Here is a 19,698-nt window from a genome sequence, read left to right on the forward strand (position 1 = left end):
TTAAATGATTAAATATTAATATAAAAATTCTCATGCAAACCGGAAAATGTGTGCGAAAACACAGCCTTTTCACGAATTGCGGTGCAAAATTACGACTTTTTCTTGAATTAACCAAATATTTTTCGTACTTTTGCACAAAATAATTGTTAATAGTATAAAAACAACCTCTAAATAGTAAAGAATATGGCAAAAATGAACAAGAAACTGATTACTCTGTTCCATACCCTACCATCTATGGGCATGGCTTTCATCGTTTTAGGCGTCCTGCTGATGGTGGCCAGCTTTGCGTTTTCCATTCAGGGAAACAGCGTACTCTTCGCTGGCCTCTTTTTCATTCTGGCGGGAGTAGCCGGATTTGTATATTCATTAAAAAAAGGATAAGCCGGTCATCGACTTATCCTTTTTATATCTTTGGAAATCTTTTCCCAATTACAGAATCATTTAATCTTCGTTAGGAACTATCAGTTTGTATCCCTTACCATGGATATTGATGATTTCAATCTGAGGATCGTCCTTCAAATGCTTACGGAGTTTGGTGATATAAACATCCATTGAGCGTGCATTGAAGTAATTGTCATCAATCCAGATGGTCTTCAGAGCAAAATCGCGCTGCAGAATTTCATTAGAGTGAGCACAGAGCAAAGCAAGAAGTTCATTCTCCTTGGTGGTAAGTTTGGTCTGCTTTTCACCAATGGTAAGAAGCTGCTTCTGTGTATCGAAGGTAAAGTCACCAATGTGATACATGGTAGACTCCTTGCTCTTCTTGCCACGTACGCGGCGGAGAATAGCCTCTACACGGAATACCAATTCTTCCATAGAGAATGGTTTGGTGATATAATCATCAGCACCAATCTTGAAACCTTCAAGGATATCTTCCTTCAATGTCTTGGCAGTAAGGAAGATGATTGGGAGGTCGGCATTGGTCTGACGAATTTCCTGTGCCAGGGTAAAGCCGTCCTTCTTTGGCATCATCACGTCGAGTACTGCAATATCAAACTTATTCTTATTGAATTCCTTATAACCTACCTCGCCATCAGGGCACAGAACTGTAGTAAATCCCTTTGCCTGCAAATATTCGCGAAGCAACATACCTAAATTTTCATCGTCCTCGCAAAGCAAGATTTTAATTTTCTCTTCCATATCTTTATTCTTTAAAATTATTAATATTCTTTTAATTCTTTATTCTGTTTCTTCAAGTCTTAACTGTGAATCACCGGCAACTTGATGGTAAAGGTTGTGCCCTTTCCCAATTCGCTATCTACCTTAATTTCACCATCATGAAGATCTACTATCTTCTTGACATAAGCCAGTCCCAGTCCGAATCCCTTCACATCATGGACATTGCCCGTATGTACGCGGTAGAACTTGTCGAATATCTTCTTCAGATTCTCCTTCTTCATACCCAGACCGGTATCCGTAATCGAGAGATACAGATGTTCTTCATCATTCCAGGTCTTCATCGTAATGTTAAGCGGCTCGTCTGGCTTGCGGTATTTCACAGCATTGTCCATCAGATTGAAGATGACATTCTGGAAATGCACCTCGTCAACATAGAGTCCCGAATCGATGGCTTCGATATCGGTATAGACCTTACCACCTGTATGCTCAACGCGGAGCGAGAAGGAATTGGCAATATTCTCAACCATCTCGTTCAGATCGAGTTCTTTCTTTTTGAACACCGCCTTCTTGCGGTCGAACATACTCATCTGCAATACCTTTTCTACCAGGAAACGAAGACGCTTCGATTCATCGTTGATCACGTTACCCAGATGTTTCTGCATCTGTTCACTCTTTGCTACCGAGGTATCATTGAGCATCTGCGCTGCCAGACTGATACTGGCAATCGGCGTCTTCAGTTCGTGGGTCATATTATTGATGAAGTCGTTCTTTATCTCAGTATACCTCTTTTGTCTGAAGATAACCACAATGGTAAAGATGAAGGTAATCAACAGTACCAGCGTGAAGATGACACTAGGAATCATGAAGCGCACACTGGAGAAGATATAGCTGTTCATATCCGGGAAATGTACCCTTACTACACCCATCTTCGACTGTGGGTCGTTGCGGAAGAGCACCTGTGAGTAGCTGTATTCCTCACCCTCGTCCGTATAGTCAGGACAGCGGTAAACCTCTCGTCCATCCTGGGTAGTCACGGTGAAATGATAAGGTATGTTGATACCATTATTCATCATCTCAGCCTTGAGGTCCTGATCGAGCTGCTTGAAGTTGATTCTCTCCTTCAGCGGCTTGTCTGATGCCGAATAAAGGATAGAATATACCACCTCATCCAGCAACGCTTTCTGATAGACATAGCGGTTCTTCACGATTTCCTGAAGCGACTTCTGTGTTTCAGTCAGCGAATTCTTATCGCTACGCAGTATCATCGCCTTCGGCATATTGCCAGGATGTGTGGCATTTGTCTTCAGCTCGAAAGTTGAATAAACTGCCGTTCCCTTATTCTTATCTTTGTTGGCCTTACGTTCTGTCTCGTTGACATTCTTTTCGAGATAGCGCAGAGTTTCATTAAGCTCCAAATTTCTTGAAGCTTGATATAGGGCTCTGTTGACCGACTCGTCAAACTGTTCCTTCTTCATGTTTACCATCTCCTGGATGTAACTGAGCTGCAAGTACAGCAGCGCAAGGAACGAAAAGCCCATGATAATGGCTATGGTCCAAATCGTTTTCTTCTTCATGGGGGCAAAGATAAGAAATTTCTTAATCAGTTAACTTAAAATCGTTAATTAATTATTTACTCTTTCTAGTTTTTAACATTTTTCCGTATTTTTAGTTTCGTATATAAAACTAAATTTTCATTTTCCATAAAAAAAAGAGAGGAAGCATACATATCACATGCACACTTCCCCATATTGGTCATATCAACATAAAATTTTAACTTATATAAGAGAGATTTTTCTCTAACCTAACAATTGCTATTCAGCATCCTTCTCCAATTCTGCCTCATGATCCGCAATCAGCTTACTCTGAATGTCGGAAGGAACCAACTCGTAGCTGGCAAACTTGGTAGTGAATGAAGCACGTCCACCTGTCAATGAACTCAGAGAGATAGAATAGCTGGCAAGTTCCTTCAGAGGAATCTTGGCACTCAGTTTCTGATAACCAGCCTCGCTGTCCATACCCATAATGAGAGCACGACGTCCCTGGAGATCACTCATCACATCACCCATGAAATCAGCAGGCACATAAACCTCAAGATCATAGATAGGCTCCAGAATCTTCGGACCAGCCTGTTTGAAGGCATCGCTGAACGCATGGCGGGCAGCAAGCATGAACGAAAGTTCATTACTATCTACTGGGTGCATCTTACCATCATAAACGATGACACGTACATCACGTGCATAACTGCCCGTCAACGGACCATGTTCCATACAGTCCATAACACCCTTCAGAATAGCTGGCATGAAGCGGGCATCAATGGCACCACCAACCACAGAGTTGAGGAATACCAGTTTACCACCCCATGGCAAACTAACCTCTTCACGGCTCTTGATATTCATCTTGAACTCCTGACCGTTGAAGGTAAATGACGTAGGATCAGGCATACCTTCTGCGTATGGTTCAACAATGAGATGCACCTCACCAAACTGACCAGAGCCACCACTCTGTTTCTTATGGCGGTAGTCAGCACGAGCCTTCTTGGTAATAGTCTCACGATAAGGAATACGTGGCTCTTCGAAAGTCACATTGAGTTTTTCGTTGTTTTCCAGACGCCACTTCAGCGTGCGGAGATGGAACTCACCCTGTCCTCTTACGATTACCTGGCGCAATTCCTTGCTCTGATCAACAATCCAAGTAGGGTCTTCCTGGCGCATCTTCAGGAGTGCAGCCATCAGTTTCTCTGTATCCTGAACATTGGCAGCCTTGATAGCACGTGAATACTTAGGGTTAGGATATTTAATGAAGTCGAAACGCCACTCAGCCCCCTTACCATTAAGGGTATTGCCGGTCTTCACGTCCTTCATCTTCACGGTACAGCCAATATCACCGGCATTCAACTGCTCTACAGGCACACGGTTGGCACCCGCACAGGCATAAATCTGTCCGATACGCTCCTTGGAGCCACGATCTGCATTAGTCAGGTCGTCACCATTCTTGATAGAGCCGCTCATCACCTTGAAGTAGCTTACCTCACCGATATGAGGTTCCATACCAGTCTTGAAGAAGTAAACACTCTCAGGACCATTGCTGTCTGGCGTAATTTCCTCACCACGTGTATTATGCAGTTTCGGCATCTCGCTTACGAAAGGAACCACATTGCCCAGGAACTCCATCAGGCGGTGAACGCCCATCGACTTACCTGCACAAACGCAGAACACAGGGAAGATGCTACGGGTAACCAATCCCTTGCGGATGCCCTCGCGAAGTTCATCTTCTGTCAGACTCTCGCTCTCGAAGAACTTCTCCATCAGTCCCTCATCGTTCTCGGCTGCAGCCTCAACAAGAGCCGTATGAAGTTCCATGGCTTTCTCCATTTCCTCTTCTGGAATATCTTCAATAATAGGAGCACCGCCCTCAGGCTTCCAGGAATATTTTTTCATCAATAAGACGTCAATGAGAGCATTGAAGCCTGAACCGGTCTCGATAGGATATTGTATCTGCACACACTTAGAACCGTAAATGTCCTTCATGGTGGCTATGATATTATCAAAGTCGCACTTGTCTGAGTCGAGCTGGTTTACCAGGAAGATGACAGGTTTACCCAACTTCTCTGTATAACGGAAGTTGTTCTGTGTACCTACTTCTGGACCATACTGACCATTAATAAGGATAACTGCCTGATCGGTAACATTGAGTGAAGTAATGGCGCCTCCCACGAAATCATCGCTACCTGGGCAATCTATAATGTTAAGCTTCTTGTTGTTCCACTCTACATGAAAAACTGTAGGGAACACAGAGTAGCCGTATTCCAACTCAACTGGGAAGTAGTCGCTCACCGTATTTTTCGCTTCTACAGAGCCTTTACGCTTGATAACGCCTGCTTCAAATAACATACTCTCGGCAAGTGTAGTCTTGCCGCTACCCGCACTGCCCAACAGCGCAATGTTTTTAATCTCATTTGTCTGATAAACTCTCATGACGCTTATAGATTTTTAAGGGTTATACTTAAATTTGCTAGTTGCAATCCACAGTCAAACCACCGGTTTTTCTGTTTCATGCTACTAAAGTACAAAAAAATCGCACATTGCCAAAAGTTTTGGGCAAAAAACTTCTGTTTTTTAAAACATATTAGTACTTTTGCACTTTGTTTAGACATGTTTTTGTCTTTACACCTTATTATATATAGAAAAAGAAGTTCAGAAATATGGCAGGACTATACATACATATCCCCTTTTGTGAAAGCCGGTGCATCTACTGCGGTTTTTACAGTACCACCTCCCTCAAGTTAAGGGATGATTACACTGATGCTCTCTGCCAGGAGATGCAGATGCGCCCGGCAAAAGCCGCTCTCGGAAGCAATGAAACTATCGAAACCATCTATCTGGGCGGTGGAACCCCGAGTCAGCTCAACGGCTCCCACCTCAACCAGATTTTCTCTGCTATCAGAAAAAACTATACGCTGGCAGAGAATATGGAGATCACGATGGAATGCAATCCGGACGATGTAACCGGCGATTTCTGTGAAACGCTGAAGCAACTCCCCATCAACCGCATCAGCATGGGGGCACAGACCTTCTGTAACGAGCGTTTACGCTTTCTGCATCGCCGTCATAATGCCGGAGAGGTAGAAGAAGCCGTCACCCGACTCCGTAACATCGGCATCCGCAATATCAGTATCGACCTGATGTTCGGATTCCCCGAAGAATCTCTTTCCCAATGGATGAGCGATATCAGGCACGCCATACAGCTGGATGTGGAACACATATCTGCCTACAGTCTGATGTACGAAGAGGGAACGCCCCTCTACCACATGCTGAAACAGGGAAAGATTAGCGAAATAGATGAAGAAACCAGTCGCAAGATGTATGAAACCCTGATAGACCAGCTTACTGGAGCAGGCTACGAACATTATGAAATCAGCAATTTTGCCCGTCCGGGCTTCCGATCACGTCACAACAGCAGTTACTGGCACGAGGTACCATATATCGGAATAGGAGCAGCCGCCCACTCCTACAATAGGAAGCAGCGCAGCTGGAATATCGAAAATATCCAGACTTATATTCGAAGTATCGGCGATGGCATTCTGCCTTCTGAGAGTGAACAGCTAGATATTTTCACCCGATACAACGATCTGATAACAACCGCCTTGCGAACAAGCGACGGAATAAACCTCATGAAGATGGAGCAGGAATTCGGAAAAGAACTGGCAGACAGACTGCTCCAGGAAGCCCAGTCGCATATCAGCCGGGGACTGATGAAAATAAAGAACGGCAGACTCTCCCTCACTCGGGAAGGTCTTTACATATCGGATGATGTGATGAGTGATTTTATGATTATATAATGGTTTCAATAAACAAAAAAGCCTTGGAATCTAATTCCAAGGCTCTAATTTCTTTAAACCATTTTTCTTGTATACTTCATAATAAAAAGCTTTAATGCTCTTGACCACTTGTATGGTAGATTTCTTTTTCTGCAACATAGGCTTAACCAGCTGCATCACAGCAAAACAAACTACCACAATAAGCAATACTACTGCCCAAGAGAGAATCTCACTCTGAATATCCAAAATTGGCTGGAGGCCAATGCCCAAAGCCACAGGCAGGATAAAACAGACCCAATCTATCGGGCTGTCAAGCTTGGTTGATTCGAAATATTCATCGCGTAGTGCTTTTGGAGCATTCAAGATTAATCTTTTCTGGTGCTTATTCCAGTAATCTTCAAATTCTTTTTCCATGCAATCCATTTACTGTTTTGTCTTAAAACTAGACGGTTAAAACTTCAATACTTATACTATTCTTTATACTTTTCGGCTACAAAGTTAAGAATAATTATTCATTTCTCCAAAATTACAACATACTACTTTGAATATTTAACGTATATTAATTCTAATGGTCAAAACAAAAACTTCACTGCATCACTTGACAATAGCCTGCTTGTATAAAGACAGGAACAGGCAACACCCAACGACGGGCATTGCCTTTCTTGTATAAAAACAAAGAGGAATTTTATCTCTCATTAAGTGGCTTATACTCCAGTTCGCCAAGAATATTCTTATATGCAGGACGGATAATACGACGGCCTTCGAAATTGAGTTCTTCAATACGATGGGCTGTCCAACCCACGATACGTGCCATGGCGAAAATAGGTGTATAGATTTCCTGTGGCAAACCAATCATTTCATAGATAAAGCCACTGTAGAAATCAAGATTTGCACAGGCTGGCTTGCTGCCTCCACGGTGTTCCTGCAGACATTTGATACCTTCCTGCTCTATCAACTTCAGGAAATTATACTCTTCTTCTCTACCCTTTTCCTTGGCAAGTTCACCTGCCAGGCGCTTCAGTTCAACGGCACGTGGGTCACTCAAAGTATAGACCGCATGACCGATACCATAAATGAGACCTGTCTTGTCATAAGCCTCCTTGTTGAGCATTCGCTTGAGATAAGTATCAAGTTCAGTTACATTACCCCAATCCTTGATAGCTTCTTTCAAGTGGTGGAACATATTGATAACCTTGATATTGGCACCACCATGCAAAGGGCCCTTTAAACTACCGATACCAGCAGCAATAGAACTGTAAGTATCTGTACGGGTAGAAGATGTTACACGTACTGTAAAGGTTGAGTTGTTACCACCACCATGTTCTGCCTGGATAATCAGGAGAAGGTCGAGCATACGGGCATCCAGTTCGGAATAGTTTTCATGCTTCATCATATAAAGAAAGTTCTCTGCAATAGAGAGATTCTCACGAGGATGACGAATATGTAGACTTCTACCCTGAACAGAGTGACGGTAGATATTGTATGCATAAGCAATGATGGTTGGGAACTTGGCAATCAACTCAATGCTCTGGCGCATCAGATTGTCACGGCTGATGTCATCCGGATTCGGATCGAAGGTGTACATTTCGAGCACACAACGGGCCAGGATGTTCATGATGTTGCTGCCTTCCAGCTCGATGATATGGGTGATCGTACGATGATCAAGCGGCATATTATCGTTCAGAAGTTCCTTGAAAGCATCCAATTCCTCCTTATCAGGCAACTGGCCCGAGAGCAGCAGGAAGGCTACTTCCTCGAATCCGAAGCGCTTCTCCTTCAAGAGAGGAGTTACCAGGTCATCAAGTTCATAACCACGATAATAAAGTTTACCTTCTGTAGGGGTCAACTTACCTTCTGCATCGCGCTCATAACCCACTACATTACCGATATTGGTCAGTCCGACCAACACACCAGAGCCATCCTCATTACGAAGTCCACGCTTCACATTGAACTTCTTGAATGCATCCTTATCAATCTTGCATGAGTTTTTTACCTCATCGCTTAATTTATATATTAAATATTCTTTATTCATAACCGTTACTTTTTTAGCTGCATGGCTACAACTATTATTTCTTTGCAGCAAAGTTCAATGCAGAACCAGCCTTAAACCATGCAATCTGTGTATCATTATAAGTATGCTCAACCTCGAAACTATCCTCAGAACCATCCTTGTGCTTCAGGGTGACGGTGAGTTTAGAACCTGGAGCAAACTCCTTCAAACCTGTCAAAGAGATGCGGTCGTCCTCCTGCACCTTATTATAATCATCCTTGTTGCAGAATGTGAGGGCAAGCATACCCTGCTTCTTCAGGTTGGTTTCGTGGATGCGGGCGAAACTCTTGGCGAGAATCACCTTCACGTTGAGGAAACGAGGTTCCATAGCTGCATGCTCACGGGAAGAACCTTCACCATAGTTATCCTCTGCCACCACGATGCTGCTGATGCCTTTTGCCTTGTAAGCCTTGGCAGCGGTAGAAACCTCGACATAAGCACCATCCAACTGGTTCTTCACCTTATTGCTCTCACCGTTAAAGGCATTAACGGCACCCATTAAAAGGTTGTCGGAGATGTTCTGCAGATGTCCACGGAACTTCAGCCAAGGACCCGCCATAGAGATGTGGTCGGTGGTACATTTGCCCTCGGTTTTGATAAGAAGCGGCATATCTGTCAGGTCTTTTCCATCCCATGGAGCAAACGGAGCAAGTTTCTGGAGTCGGTTGCTGTCAGGCGCAATGACTACCTCTACATTGGCATTTTCTTCGCTTGGGGCAATGAATCCCTTATCCTCTACGGCAAAACCCTTAGGTGGGAAGGTGAAACCTGTAGGCGCATCGAGCATCACGCTGTTGCCCTCCTTATCCAGCAAGGTATCGGTAGCCGGATTGAAGTCGAGACGGCCCGCAATGGTGAGAGCCACAGTGAGCTCTGGACTGCCGATGAAGGCAAACGTATTAGGGTTACCATCAGCACGGCGGCGGAAGTTTCGGTTGAAAGAGGTAACGATGGCATTCTTGCGCGTATTATCATCGGTATGACGCTTCCACTGTCCGATGCAAGGACCGCAAGCATTGGTCATGATGAGGGCCCCAATCTTCTTGAAATCATCGAGGATACCATCACGCTCGGCAGTATAGCGAATCTGCTCTGAACCCGGGTTGATGATAAGCTGTCCCTTCACCTCAATACCTTTCTCATAAGCCTGACGGGCAATGCTGGCAGCACGTGCCAAGTCCTGATAAGAAGAGTTGGTACAGCTACCTACCAATCCTACTTCTACTACCATCGGATAATCGTTGGCAGGACCTTTTGCCTTCATATGAGAGATTGGTGTGGCAGCATCTGGAGTGAACGGACCGTTAAGATGAGGTTCAACCTTAGAAAGGTCGATTTCAACAATCTGGTCGTAGAAAGCAGACGGATTTGCCAACACCTCATCATCAGCACGGAGTTCGGCTGCATTCATCTGTGCGAGAGATGCAATTTCTTCACGGCCTGTCTTGCGGAGATACTCGCTGGCATTCTGGTCGAATGGGAAGATAGAGCATGTGGCACCCAATTCGGCTCCCATGTTACAGATGGTAGCCTTGCCGGTGGTAGAGATGCTGTCCAATCCCTCGCCGAAGTATTCGAGGATGGCATTGGTTCCGCCCTTTACGGTAAGGATGCCGAGGATTTCGAGAATCACATCCTTAGGAGTGGCCCAGCCAGAGAGTTTACCTGTGAGATGCACACCAATGAGACGTGGCATCTTGAGTTCCCAAGGCTGACCGGTCAACACATCTACGGCATCAGCACCACCTACACCTACGGCCACCATGCCGAGACCGCCGGCATTAGGAGTATGAGAATCGGTACCCACCATCATACCTCCAGGGAATGCATAGTTTTCGAGCACTACCTGATGGATGATTCCAGCACCTGGTCCCCAGAAACCGATATGGTATTTCTGAGAAACAGATTTCAGGAAGTCATATACCTCTTTATTAGTCTTGCAAGCCTCAGGAAGGTCTTGCGTAGCGCCCACATCGGCACGAATCAAGTGATCACAATGTACGGAAGCAGGTACGGCCACCTTGTCCTTACCCGCATTCATGAACTGCAAGAGTGCCATTTGCGCAGTCGCATCCTGCATCGCCACGCGATTAGGTCGGAAGTCAACATATTCCACACCTCTTTTATATGGTCGCAACTGTGTTGGGTCGAAAAGATGTGCAAAGAGCACCTTCTCGGCATAAGTAAGAGGTCGTTTCACCGTAGCCTTAGCCTGAGCTACACTTTCCGAATACGAAGCGTAAAAGCTTCTCAGCATTTCAATGTCCAATATCATCTTGTTCACAATTTTAATTAATTATACACTCTTTCGAGCAATTCTGTTTGCAAAAATACAACTTTTTCTACAAATAGTAGCATGTTTTATCGAAAATTTATCATTTTGATATGATTTTTCTATTTTTTGATAATTTTGTTGCATATTTATACGTTAATCTCTCTCTTTTTCCGGAAAAACAGGATTATGATATGAAAAGACAAGAATGGCTACGGAAAGGCAGGAAAACAGAGAAAAAAGAAAGGAAAGTGAAGAAAAGAGAAGTAAAAATGAAAGAAAAAGCAAAAATTTTTGGTGCTCTCCGCATTATTTATTATTTTTGCAGATGTTATGAGAATAGACATTATTACAGTATTACCAGAGATGCTGGAGGGATTCTTCAATGAGTCCATTCTGGCACGTGCGCAGAAGAAGGGTCTAGCGGAGATTCATCTGCACAACCTGCGTGACTACACATTAGATAAATGGAAGCGTGTGGACGACTATCCATACGGCGGAAGTGCCGGCATGGTGATGCAATGTGAACCAATAGACCGCTGCATTGCTGCACTGAAGGCAGAGCGCGAGTATGATGACGTGATTTATGTTTCGCCAGATGGTGAAACTTTCAACCAGAAGATAGCCAACGAAATGTCGATGCAGGGTAATCTCATCATCCTCTGCGGTCACTACAAGGGTATTGACCAGCGTGTGCGCGACCATCTCATTACCCGAGAAATCAGTGTAGGTGATTATGTGCTGACGGGTGGCGAACTTGCTGCAGCCATCATCTCAGATGCCGTCATCCGACTGGTTCCGGGCGTTATCAGCGACGAACAGAGCGCACTTTCCGACTGTTTCCAGGACGACATTCTTGCCGCCCCTATCTACACCCGTCCTGCCGACTACAAGGGATGGAAGGTTCCGGAGATTCTGCTCAGTGGCAACGAAGCCAAGATTCGCCAGTGGGAATTCGACCAGGCTATGGAAAGAACCAAGCGCCTGCGCCCTGACCTGCTGAAATAAGAAGAAATCATTGCTGATTACTATCATACCCAGAACGGTGATTTTTAGGCACGGTGTAAGCCGTTCCTAAAAATCACCGTTCTACTCATTCTCAAGCCATATACTAAAACTCTACACCTTATTTATCAACTACACCTTATTAATATTATTCTTTATTAATATTATTCTTTTTCTACGCATTTTTTGCAGAAAGCCTCACCCAGCATGAAACCTTCTTCGTAGAGGCGTTCCAGTTTATCGGTATCCTTCTCTATTCTGCCAACTTCCAACGGACGGATTGGACGGATACAAGTAATCTTACCCGCAGCCTCCAGATCATCTACAAGCTGGATCTGTTCGTTATAAGCGCGATGACGGTGACTCAGAGCCACACGCAGGCGAGGATAGTTCTTATATAAATAAGGTATCTTACGGTCTTTGCCCATATCACGCCATCCTTTGTTGCGAGTCAGGACAACCACATTGTGTTGCCACCCCATGTCAATGGCGTGCTGTACCGGAATACTGTCCGCAATACCACCATCCAACATCGGAATGCCATCCACTTCCACAATCTTGCTCACAAATGGCAAACTGCTGGAAGCACGCACAACATCCAGTGCACGCTGCCTGTCTTGATTCTCGGAAAGATACATAGCCTTGCCCGTAAGACAATTGGTAGTAACCATCTCGAAACCATCGGCATACTTAAAATAGGTATCAAAATCGAAAGGCAAGAGCTGGTTCGGAAACTTATCGTAGAGTAATTTGCGGTCGAAGATACACCCCTGAGTCACCAGATGGCGAATACCGATATACTGGTATCGGGCCAGATAATCGATGTTAGAGATACGGGCACGCCGAGGTTGGCGGCTCATATAAGACATGCCATTACATGCCCCAGCCGATACAGCCACCGTATAAGGGAAATGAACATCATGCTTCATGAAGGCATCCAGTACCCCACTGGTGAAGACCCCTCGCATGCCTCCTCCCTCAAGAACCAAACCTGTTGTTTTCAAATTCAATTTCATAACACACTCTCTGCTTTTAAAATTCTGAAAATAATTATATTTTGCTCGCAGCATAGACAATTTTCTTACATTTTGTCTAGCAAAAAGCCGTTTTTATATTAATTATTTATAAATTTACACGTTTTATTCAATTTTGCTTGCAAAGATACGTATTTTTTGGGAAATAATTGCTAACTTTGCAAGCAAAATAATGTAAAATACGAAAAATATGTTCAGCAAAGAGACTTACATCAGCCGCAGACAGGAGCTGAAGAAGCTTGTGAAAAGCGGCGTAATTATACTTTTCGGAAACAACAATTCACCATGTAATTTCCCTAATAACGGATATTACCCTTTCCGTCAGGACTCGACATTCCTCTATTATTTCGGATTGCAGCGCGACGGTCTGGTAGGTGTGATAGATATAGACAACGATATTGAAACCCTGATTGGCGATGACATCGACCTCGTAGACATCGTATGGTACGGAAGCGTTGACAGTGTTCATGATCTTGCAGCACAGGTAGGCGTTCACAACTCAGCACCTATGAAAACGCTCAAGACTATCTGCAACGACGCCATGTCGAAGAAGCGCAAGATTCATTTCTTGCCACCTTACCGCTACGACATCAAACTGCAGATATTCGACCTTCTGGGCATCCATCCTAACCAGCAGAAAGAAGAGGCCAGCATGGACCTCATCAAGGCTGTTGTGAAGATGCGTTCAACTAAGACCCAGGAAGAAATCGAGGAATTGGAGCGTGCTGCTGTCATCGGATACAAGATGCATACCACAGCGATGAAGCTCGTACGTCCGGGTGTGACAGAAAAATATGTTGCAGGTCAGGTAAGCGGCATTGCCCACTCTTACGGAGCCATGGTCAGTTTCCCAACCATCTTCAGTCAGCACGGTGAAATTCAGCATGGTTATCCATCTATGAACGTACTGGAAGAAGGCAGACTGGCACTCTGTGATGCAGGTGCAGAAACTATGAACAACTACTGTTCTGACAACACCCGCACCATGCCGGTGAGCGGAAAGTTCAGCCAGCGCCAGTTGGAAATCTACTCTATTGTAGAAGAATGCCACGACCATGCACTGGATGTAGCCAAGCCAGGCGTAAAATGGGCTGACGTACACTTCTCTGTTTGCCGCCTGCTCTTCGACCGCATGAAGGAACTCGGACTTGCAAAGGGTGATACAGAAGAGGCTGTAAAGGCTGGAGCACACGCCATGTTCCTGCCTCATGGTTTGGGCCACATGATGGGAATGGATGTTCACGACATGGAGAACCTCGACCAGATTAACGTTGGTTTCGACGAAGAGGTACGCCCTAATCTGGAGCAGTTCGGTACCAACTGCCTGCGTATGGGGCGCCGTCTGCAGGAAGGTTTCGTGGTAACCGACGAGCCGGGAGTTTACTTCATCCCTGCCCTCATCGACGACTGGAAGGCATCCGGTCATTGTGCAGAATTCCTCAACTTCGACAAGATTGAGACCTATAAAGATTTCGGTGGTATCCGAATTGAGGACGATGTACTCATCACCAAAGATGGTTGCAGATTCCTGGGCAAAGACCGCATACCTTATCATCCAAAAGATGTTGAGGAGTTCATGGCAGCCAACAAGGAATAAAATTCCTGAAAGAGAAATCATTTCAGAAAAAGGAATCAGAGAGAAGATATAACAAAAACATTAATATAAAGAGAAAAGAATTCATGAAGAAAACTATGATTGTTGCAGCCTTGATGGCTTTGGTAGCCACAGGAGCAAATGCGAAGAAAGCTGCAGACTCTGCAGAAGTAGCAAAGAACAAACCTGTATTTACTGTAGTAAAGCAGAATCCTATCACTAGCATCAAGGACCAGAACCGCAGTGGTACGTGCTGGGCTTACTCTACCCTCAGCTACTTCGAGAGCGAAATCTTGAAGAAGACAGGCAAGACCTACGACCTCAGCGAAATGTTCGTAGCCAACAAGACTTATATGGACCGCGCCACAGTGGCTGTAAGAATGCACGGCGACGTGAGCTTCTCTGAGGGTGGTAGCGCCTACGATGTACTCTATGCTTTGCAGCACTATGGTATTGTACCTGAGTCTGCCATGCCTGCACCAGGTTCATTGACAGGTGACTCTTTGGCTAACTTCGGTGAGTTCTTCAATGTAATGACTCCATACGTAGAGGCAGTAGCAAAGAGCACAGCTAAGAAGCTTTCTCCAGCCTGGAAGAGCGGTCTTCAGGGCATCATCGACTCTTACATCGGTAAGACTCCTGAGAAGTTTACATACGAGGGCAAGCAGTATACACCACAGAGCTTCTGCCAGAGCCTCGGTTTGAATCTTGATGATTATATCACCATTACCAGCTACACCCACCACCCAATGTGGAGCAAGTTTGCTGTTGAGGTACAGGATAACTGGCGCTGGCCTTTGAGCTACAACGTTCCAATGGAAGACATCTGCAAGATCATAGACAACGCTGTAAACAATGGTTATACAGTAGCATGGGGAGGTGACGTAACAGAAGACGGTTTCACTCGCAAGGGTCTCGGTATCGCTTACGACGTAAAGAAGGTTCGCTCTATGGCCGGTACAGATGCTGACCATTGGTTCAAGCTCTCTAAGGACGAGAAGAAGGAGAAGTTTGATTCTCTCGGCGTAAATGCTCCTGAGATTGTTCCTACCCAGGCTATGCGTCAGGAAGCATTCGACAATTGGGAGACAACTGACGACCACGGTATGCACATCTACGGTATCGCTAAGGATCAGAACGGCAAGGAGTACTACATGGTTAAGAACTCTTGGGGCGAGTATGGTGACTACAAGGGAACCTGGTACATGACCAAGGCTTTCGTAGCTTACAAGACTATGGACTTCATGGTTAACAAGAACGCCCTTCCTAAGGACATCCGCAAGAAGCTCGGAATCTAGGAGAGTTTTAATAGTTAAAAGTTTATAGTCTATAGGTTTTCTATGGACATTCTCCTTAACAAAAATATTCAAGGGGCAGCAAACCGATGAGTTTGCTGCCTTTTTTGTTGCCAAGAAAATCTCTTATTCACTTATTTTGGGTTGCCAACAAGTCTTATTTTTACTTATTTCTAGGTAATTTAATAAAATTCCTCCCTAAACATTTCCTTTTGTCATTTTATTTTCGTAACTTTGGGGGCAGAAATAAAAAATAATTAAAATGCATTTTAAATGGAATTACGAATCACCAACACCTGAACAGCAAAAAGCAGCTGAAGAATTAGGCGCCAAGCTAAATATGAGCCCAGTTCTTGCCCATTTGCTCATCAAGCGCGAGATTACGACAGAGTCTGCAGCCAAACGGTTCTTCCGTCCACAACTCTCAGATCTCATCAATCCATTTCTGATGAAAGACATGGATATTGCCGTAGACCGCCTGAACGATGCTATGGGTAGAAAGGAACGTATCCTTGTTTACGGAGACTATGACGTAGACGGATGCACCGCCGTTGCCCTGGTGTACAAATTCTTGCAGCAATTCTATTCAAACATCGACTACTACATTCCCGACCGCTACGACGAAGGTTACGGAGTGAGTAAGAAAGGAATAGATTTTGCTCATCAGACTGGTGTAAAACTGATTATTATTCTAGACTGCGGAATCAAGGCTATTCAGGAGATAGAATATGCCAAGAGTCTGGGAATAGACTTCATCATCTGCGACCATCACGTTCCTGACGATGTGATGCCACCTGCTGTGGCCATACTCAATCCGAAGCGTCCTGACGATCCATTCCCATTCAAGCATCTCTGCGGATGCGGTGTAGGGTTCAAGTTTATGCAGGCTTTTGCCAAGAACAACAACATTCCGTTCTCCAGGCTCATTCCTCTGCTCGACTTCTGCGCCGTGAGTATTGCTGCCGACATTGTGCCGGTGGTAGATGAGAACAGAATACTCGCCTTCCATGGTCTTAAGTTGCTGAATACCAACCCAAGTATCGGTCTGAAATCCATCATCGACATCTGCGGACTGAACGGACGCGAGCTCTCCATGAGCGATATTGTGTTCAAGATTGGTCCCCGCATCAATGCTTCAGGCAGAATGGAGAACGGCAAGCTGAGCGTAGATCTGCTGGTAGAAAGAGACTATTCCTCAGCCCTGCGCATGGCCAGACACATCAATGAGTACAATGAGCAGCGCAAAGACATAGACAAGCAGATGACTGAAGAAGCCAACGGCATCGTATCGCGTCTGGAAAGCATGAAACACAACTCCAGCATCGTGCTCTATGATGAAGGCTGGAAAAAAGGAGTCATTGGCATTGTTGCTTCCCGACTCACCGAAATCTACTTCCGCCCTACCATTGTTCTGACCCGGGATGGTGATATGGCTACAGGTTCAGCACGTAGCGTAACGGGATTTGACATCTACTCAGCCATCAAGAGTTGCCGCGACCTCCTGCTCAATTTCGGTGGTCATACCTATGCTGCCGGCCTTACCTTGAAGTGGGATAAGGTTAGAGAGTTCAGAGACAGGTTCCAGCATTATGTAGAAGAGCATATTTCGCCTCAACAGACAGAACCGATGCTCAACATAGATGCTGAAATTGACTTTAAAGACATTACCAAGCATCTGCAGGCCGACCTGAAGCGCTTCTCTCCTTTCGGTCCATGTAACCAGAAACCTATTTTCTGCACCAACCGGGTATATGATTATGGTACCAGCAAGGTGGTGGGCAGAGAACAGGAACACATCAAGTTGGAACTGGTAGACTCAAAATCGAGCACGGTCTTAAACGGCATCGCTTTCGGTCAGAGTGCAGCTGCCCGCTACATCAAGAGTAAGCGAAGTTTCGACATAGCCTTCACCATAGAAGAGAATATTTTTAAGAAAAACCAAGTTCAACTTCAGATAGAAGACATCCGTCCAAACGAAGGATGAGGTACTTAGCCCTATGCATGGATTAGGCACTGATTACTCGGATTACACGGATTTGTAGAGCAAATCCGTCAGGACGCACAAGCATCGAAATCTGCAAGGGCAAAAGTTTCAAAAAATGGCAGATAAATATCAAGAAATACTACGTACATATTGGGGGTATCCTGACTTTCGCGGCATACAACGAGACATCATCGAGAGTATAGCCCGAGGTGAGGATACCCTCGGGCTTATGCCTACAGGTGGCGGTAAATCCATCACCTTCCAGGTTCCAGCCCTTGCCCAAAAGGGCGTCTGCATTGTGGTAACTCCACTCATTGCGCTGATGAAGGATCAGGTACAGCATCTCAAGGCCCGCAACATCCTGGCTGAAGCCATCTACACAGGATTGTCGCGCCAAGAGATTCTCCGAATATTGGAAAATTGTATTTTCGGTGAAATCAAGTTTCTGTATGTTTCACCAGAACGTCTTTCTTCAGAATTGTTCCAAACTAAACTGCGCCACATTCCGGTGAGTTTCATCACGGTAGATGAAGCTCACTGCATCAGCCAGTGGGGTTACGATTTCCGCCCGTCTTATCTCGAAATTGCAAAAATAAGAGATATGAAGCCCGGTGTACCAGTCCTTGCTCTTACGGCTACGGCCACTCCCGATGTAGTAGAAGATATCCAGAACCAGCTTCACTTCAAGAAGCAAAACGTATTTAAAATGAGTTTTGCCCGCAAGAATCTTGCCTATGTGGTGCGCACCACCAACGACAAGTTGACCGAAATGGTTCATATCCTGCAGTGTACCCAAGGCTCGGCAATCATTTATGCGAGAAGCCGAAAACGAACCAAGGAGATGGCAGAACTTCTGAACAAACAAGGTATTTCTGCTACATTTTACCATGCCGGACTGGATTCCGACGTGAAGGATATCCGACAGAAAAACTGGCAAAATGACGAGATAAGGGTAATGGTAGCAACCAATGCTTTCGGCATGGGAATAGACAAGTCAGATGTGAGAATGGTAATTCATATAGATTGTCCAGACTCACTGGAAGCCTATTTTCAAGAGGCGGGACGAGGCGGAAGAGACGGCGAAAAGGCTTATGCTGTGCTGCTCTACAACCAGAGCGATGAAAACAAACTCATGAAACGCATAGACGAAACCTTCCCAGACAAAGAATTCATCAAAGACGTTTACGAGCATCTTGCTTACTTTTTCCAGGTGGCAGTTGGAAGCGGAATGGGACAGACTTTCATGTTCGAGATAGAGAAGTTCTGCTTCACCTACAAGTACTTCCCTACTCGCGTAGACTCGGCTCTGCGCATTCTGGAGCGCTCAGGCTATATCCACTACGAGGACAATCCTGACGGAAAAGCAAGAATCAGATTTAACATCAGCCGAAATGATCTCTATCTGCTAGAGAATGTTTCGGAGAAGGAAGAGTCTGTTATTACGGCGCTTCTGCGTAATTACGGCGGTCTGTTTACCGACTATGTTTACATTGATGAGTCGCTGATAGAGCGTGTAAGCGAACTAAACCGTCAGCAGGTATACATGATTCTGAAAAATCTGAGTGCCCGCCACATCATCGACTTCATTCCCCGCCGCAAGACACCTTATATCAGCTACACGCGTCCTAGGGAAGATGGTTTCAGAGTTATCATCCCTGAGGAGGTATGGGAAGTACGCAAGAAACAGTTTACTGCCCACATCAAGAGCATTATCAGTTATGCAAAGAACGACAGCATCTGCCGTTCGCGCCAGCTTCTGAGTTATTTTGGCGAAAAAACGAAAATGAAGGACGACTGCGGGATATGTGATGTCTGCATAGATCACAAAATACCCCAGAAGCAAACTATTATATCAGAAATTCTAGACTTGCTGAAAGACGGAAAGCCACATGACATTACAGAATTAAACCAACTGAAATATGATTCAGAAGATATGGCTGCAGTTCTTGAAGAAATGGTTGCAGAGAATATGTTTTATGTCGAGGGAGACAAAATCGTTCATGAGCCATAAATGAAATAGTAGAAAGG

General features: G+C 45.0%; 14 protein-coding genes. 7 read left to right on the forward strand and 7 right to left on the reverse strand.

What is annotated here, in order from left to right:
• Positions 1 to 183 precede the first annotated feature (183 nt).
• Entirely contained in the window at positions 184 to 381 is a 198-nt protein-coding gene (locus NQ544_RS06950) for a hypothetical protein (RefSeq protein WP_006847397.1), read from the forward strand.
• 60 nt (positions 382 to 441) lie between these two features.
• On the opposite strand, the gene rprY is transcribed toward NQ544_RS06950, so the two are convergent.
• The 3 genes from rprY to fusA2 form a co-directional block, all read right to left on the reverse strand.
• On the reverse strand, positions 442 to 1,140 hold the full coding sequence (gene rprY / locus NQ544_RS06955; protein WP_006847396.1) for a response regulator transcription factor RprY: 699 nt from the start codon (positions 1,138 to 1,140) through the stop codon (positions 442 to 444).
• A 59-nt stretch (positions 1,141 to 1,199) separates the two neighbouring features.
• Positions 1,200 to 2,693: a sensor histidine kinase gene (locus NQ544_RS06960; RefSeq protein ID WP_006847395.1), complete on the reverse strand. Its 1,494-nt coding sequence runs from the start codon at positions 2,691 to 2,693 to the stop codon at positions 1,200 to 1,202.
• Between the two features lie 237 nt (positions 2,694 to 2,930).
• Entirely contained in the window at positions 2,931 to 5,093 is a 2,163-nt protein-coding gene (fusA2, locus tag NQ544_RS06965) for an elongation factor G2 (RefSeq protein ID WP_006847394.1), read from the reverse strand.
• Between the two features lie 227 nt (positions 5,094 to 5,320).
• Here fusA2 and hemW point away from each other — a divergent pair, with 227 nt between their 5' ends.
• A complete protein-coding gene (hemW, locus tag NQ544_RS06970; RefSeq protein ID WP_040552910.1) occupies positions 5,321 to 6,457 on the forward strand; it encodes a radical SAM family heme chaperone HemW in 1,137 nt (378 codons plus the stop codon).
• Between the two features lie 30 nt (positions 6,458 to 6,487).
• Here hemW and NQ544_RS06975 read toward each other — a convergent pair whose 3' ends face one another.
• From NQ544_RS06975 to NQ544_RS06985, 3 genes are all read right to left on the reverse strand, one after another.
• Complete coding sequence (locus tag NQ544_RS06975) at positions 6,488 to 6,850, reverse strand: hypothetical protein (protein ID WP_147330125.1); 363 nt, start codon at positions 6,848 to 6,850, stop codon at positions 6,488 to 6,490.
• 271 nt (positions 6,851 to 7,121) lie between these two features.
• Complete coding sequence (locus NQ544_RS06980; protein WP_006847390.1) at positions 7,122 to 8,468, reverse strand: citrate/2-methylcitrate synthase; 1,347 nt, start codon at positions 8,466 to 8,468, stop codon at positions 7,122 to 7,124.
• Positions 8,469 to 8,502: 34 nt separating this feature from the next.
• Positions 8,503 to 10,761, reverse strand: coding sequence for an aconitate hydratase (locus NQ544_RS06985; protein ID WP_006847389.1), 2,259 nt, complete (start codon positions 10,759 to 10,761; stop codon positions 8,503 to 8,505).
• Between the two features lie 330 nt (positions 10,762 to 11,091).
• Here NQ544_RS06985 and trmD point away from each other — a divergent pair, with 330 nt between their 5' ends.
• On the forward strand, positions 11,092 to 11,766 hold the full coding sequence (gene trmD / locus NQ544_RS06990) for a tRNA (guanosine(37)-N1)-methyltransferase TrmD (RefSeq protein ID WP_006847387.1): 675 nt from the start codon (positions 11,092 to 11,094) through the stop codon (positions 11,764 to 11,766).
• A 161-nt stretch (positions 11,767 to 11,927) separates the two neighbouring features.
• On the opposite strand, the gene NQ544_RS06995 is transcribed toward trmD, so the two are convergent.
• Positions 11,928 to 12,779: a patatin-like phospholipase family protein gene (locus NQ544_RS06995; protein ID WP_040552908.1), complete on the reverse strand. Its 852-nt coding sequence runs from the start codon at positions 12,777 to 12,779 to the stop codon at positions 11,928 to 11,930.
• Positions 12,780 to 12,987: 208 nt separating this feature from the next.
• Between NQ544_RS06995 and NQ544_RS07000 the strand changes: the two genes are divergently transcribed.
• The 4 genes from NQ544_RS07000 (at position 12,988) to NQ544_RS07015 (ending at position 19,681) form a co-directional block, all read left to right on the forward strand.
• The gene (locus NQ544_RS07000; protein ID WP_006847385.1) at positions 12,988 to 14,394 is read left to right on the forward strand and encodes an aminopeptidase P family protein; all 1,407 of its coding nucleotides are present in this window, start codon (positions 12,988 to 12,990) and stop codon (positions 14,392 to 14,394) included.
• Positions 14,395 to 14,477: 83 nt separating this feature from the next.
• Positions 14,478 to 15,689 (forward strand): C1 family peptidase, encoded by a 1,212-nt coding sequence (locus NQ544_RS07005; RefSeq protein ID WP_006847384.1) that lies wholly within the window; start codon positions 14,478 to 14,480, stop codon positions 15,687 to 15,689.
• Between the two features lie 259 nt (positions 15,690 to 15,948).
• On the forward strand, positions 15,949 to 17,670 hold the full coding sequence (recJ, locus tag NQ544_RS07010) for a single-stranded-DNA-specific exonuclease RecJ (RefSeq protein WP_006847382.1): 1,722 nt from the start codon (positions 15,949 to 15,951) through the stop codon (positions 17,668 to 17,670).
• 115 nt (positions 17,671 to 17,785) lie between these two features.
• Positions 17,786 to 19,681 (forward strand): RecQ family ATP-dependent DNA helicase, encoded by a 1,896-nt coding sequence (locus tag NQ544_RS07015; RefSeq protein ID WP_006847381.1) that lies wholly within the window; start codon positions 17,786 to 17,788, stop codon positions 19,679 to 19,681.
• The last annotated feature ends 17 nt before the right edge of the window (positions 19,682 to 19,698 follow it).

The sequence above is a fragment of the Segatella copri DSM 18205 genome (genome assembly GCF_025151535.1).
Taxonomy (GTDB): domain Bacteria; phylum Bacteroidota; class Bacteroidia; order Bacteroidales; family Bacteroidaceae; genus Prevotella; species Prevotella copri.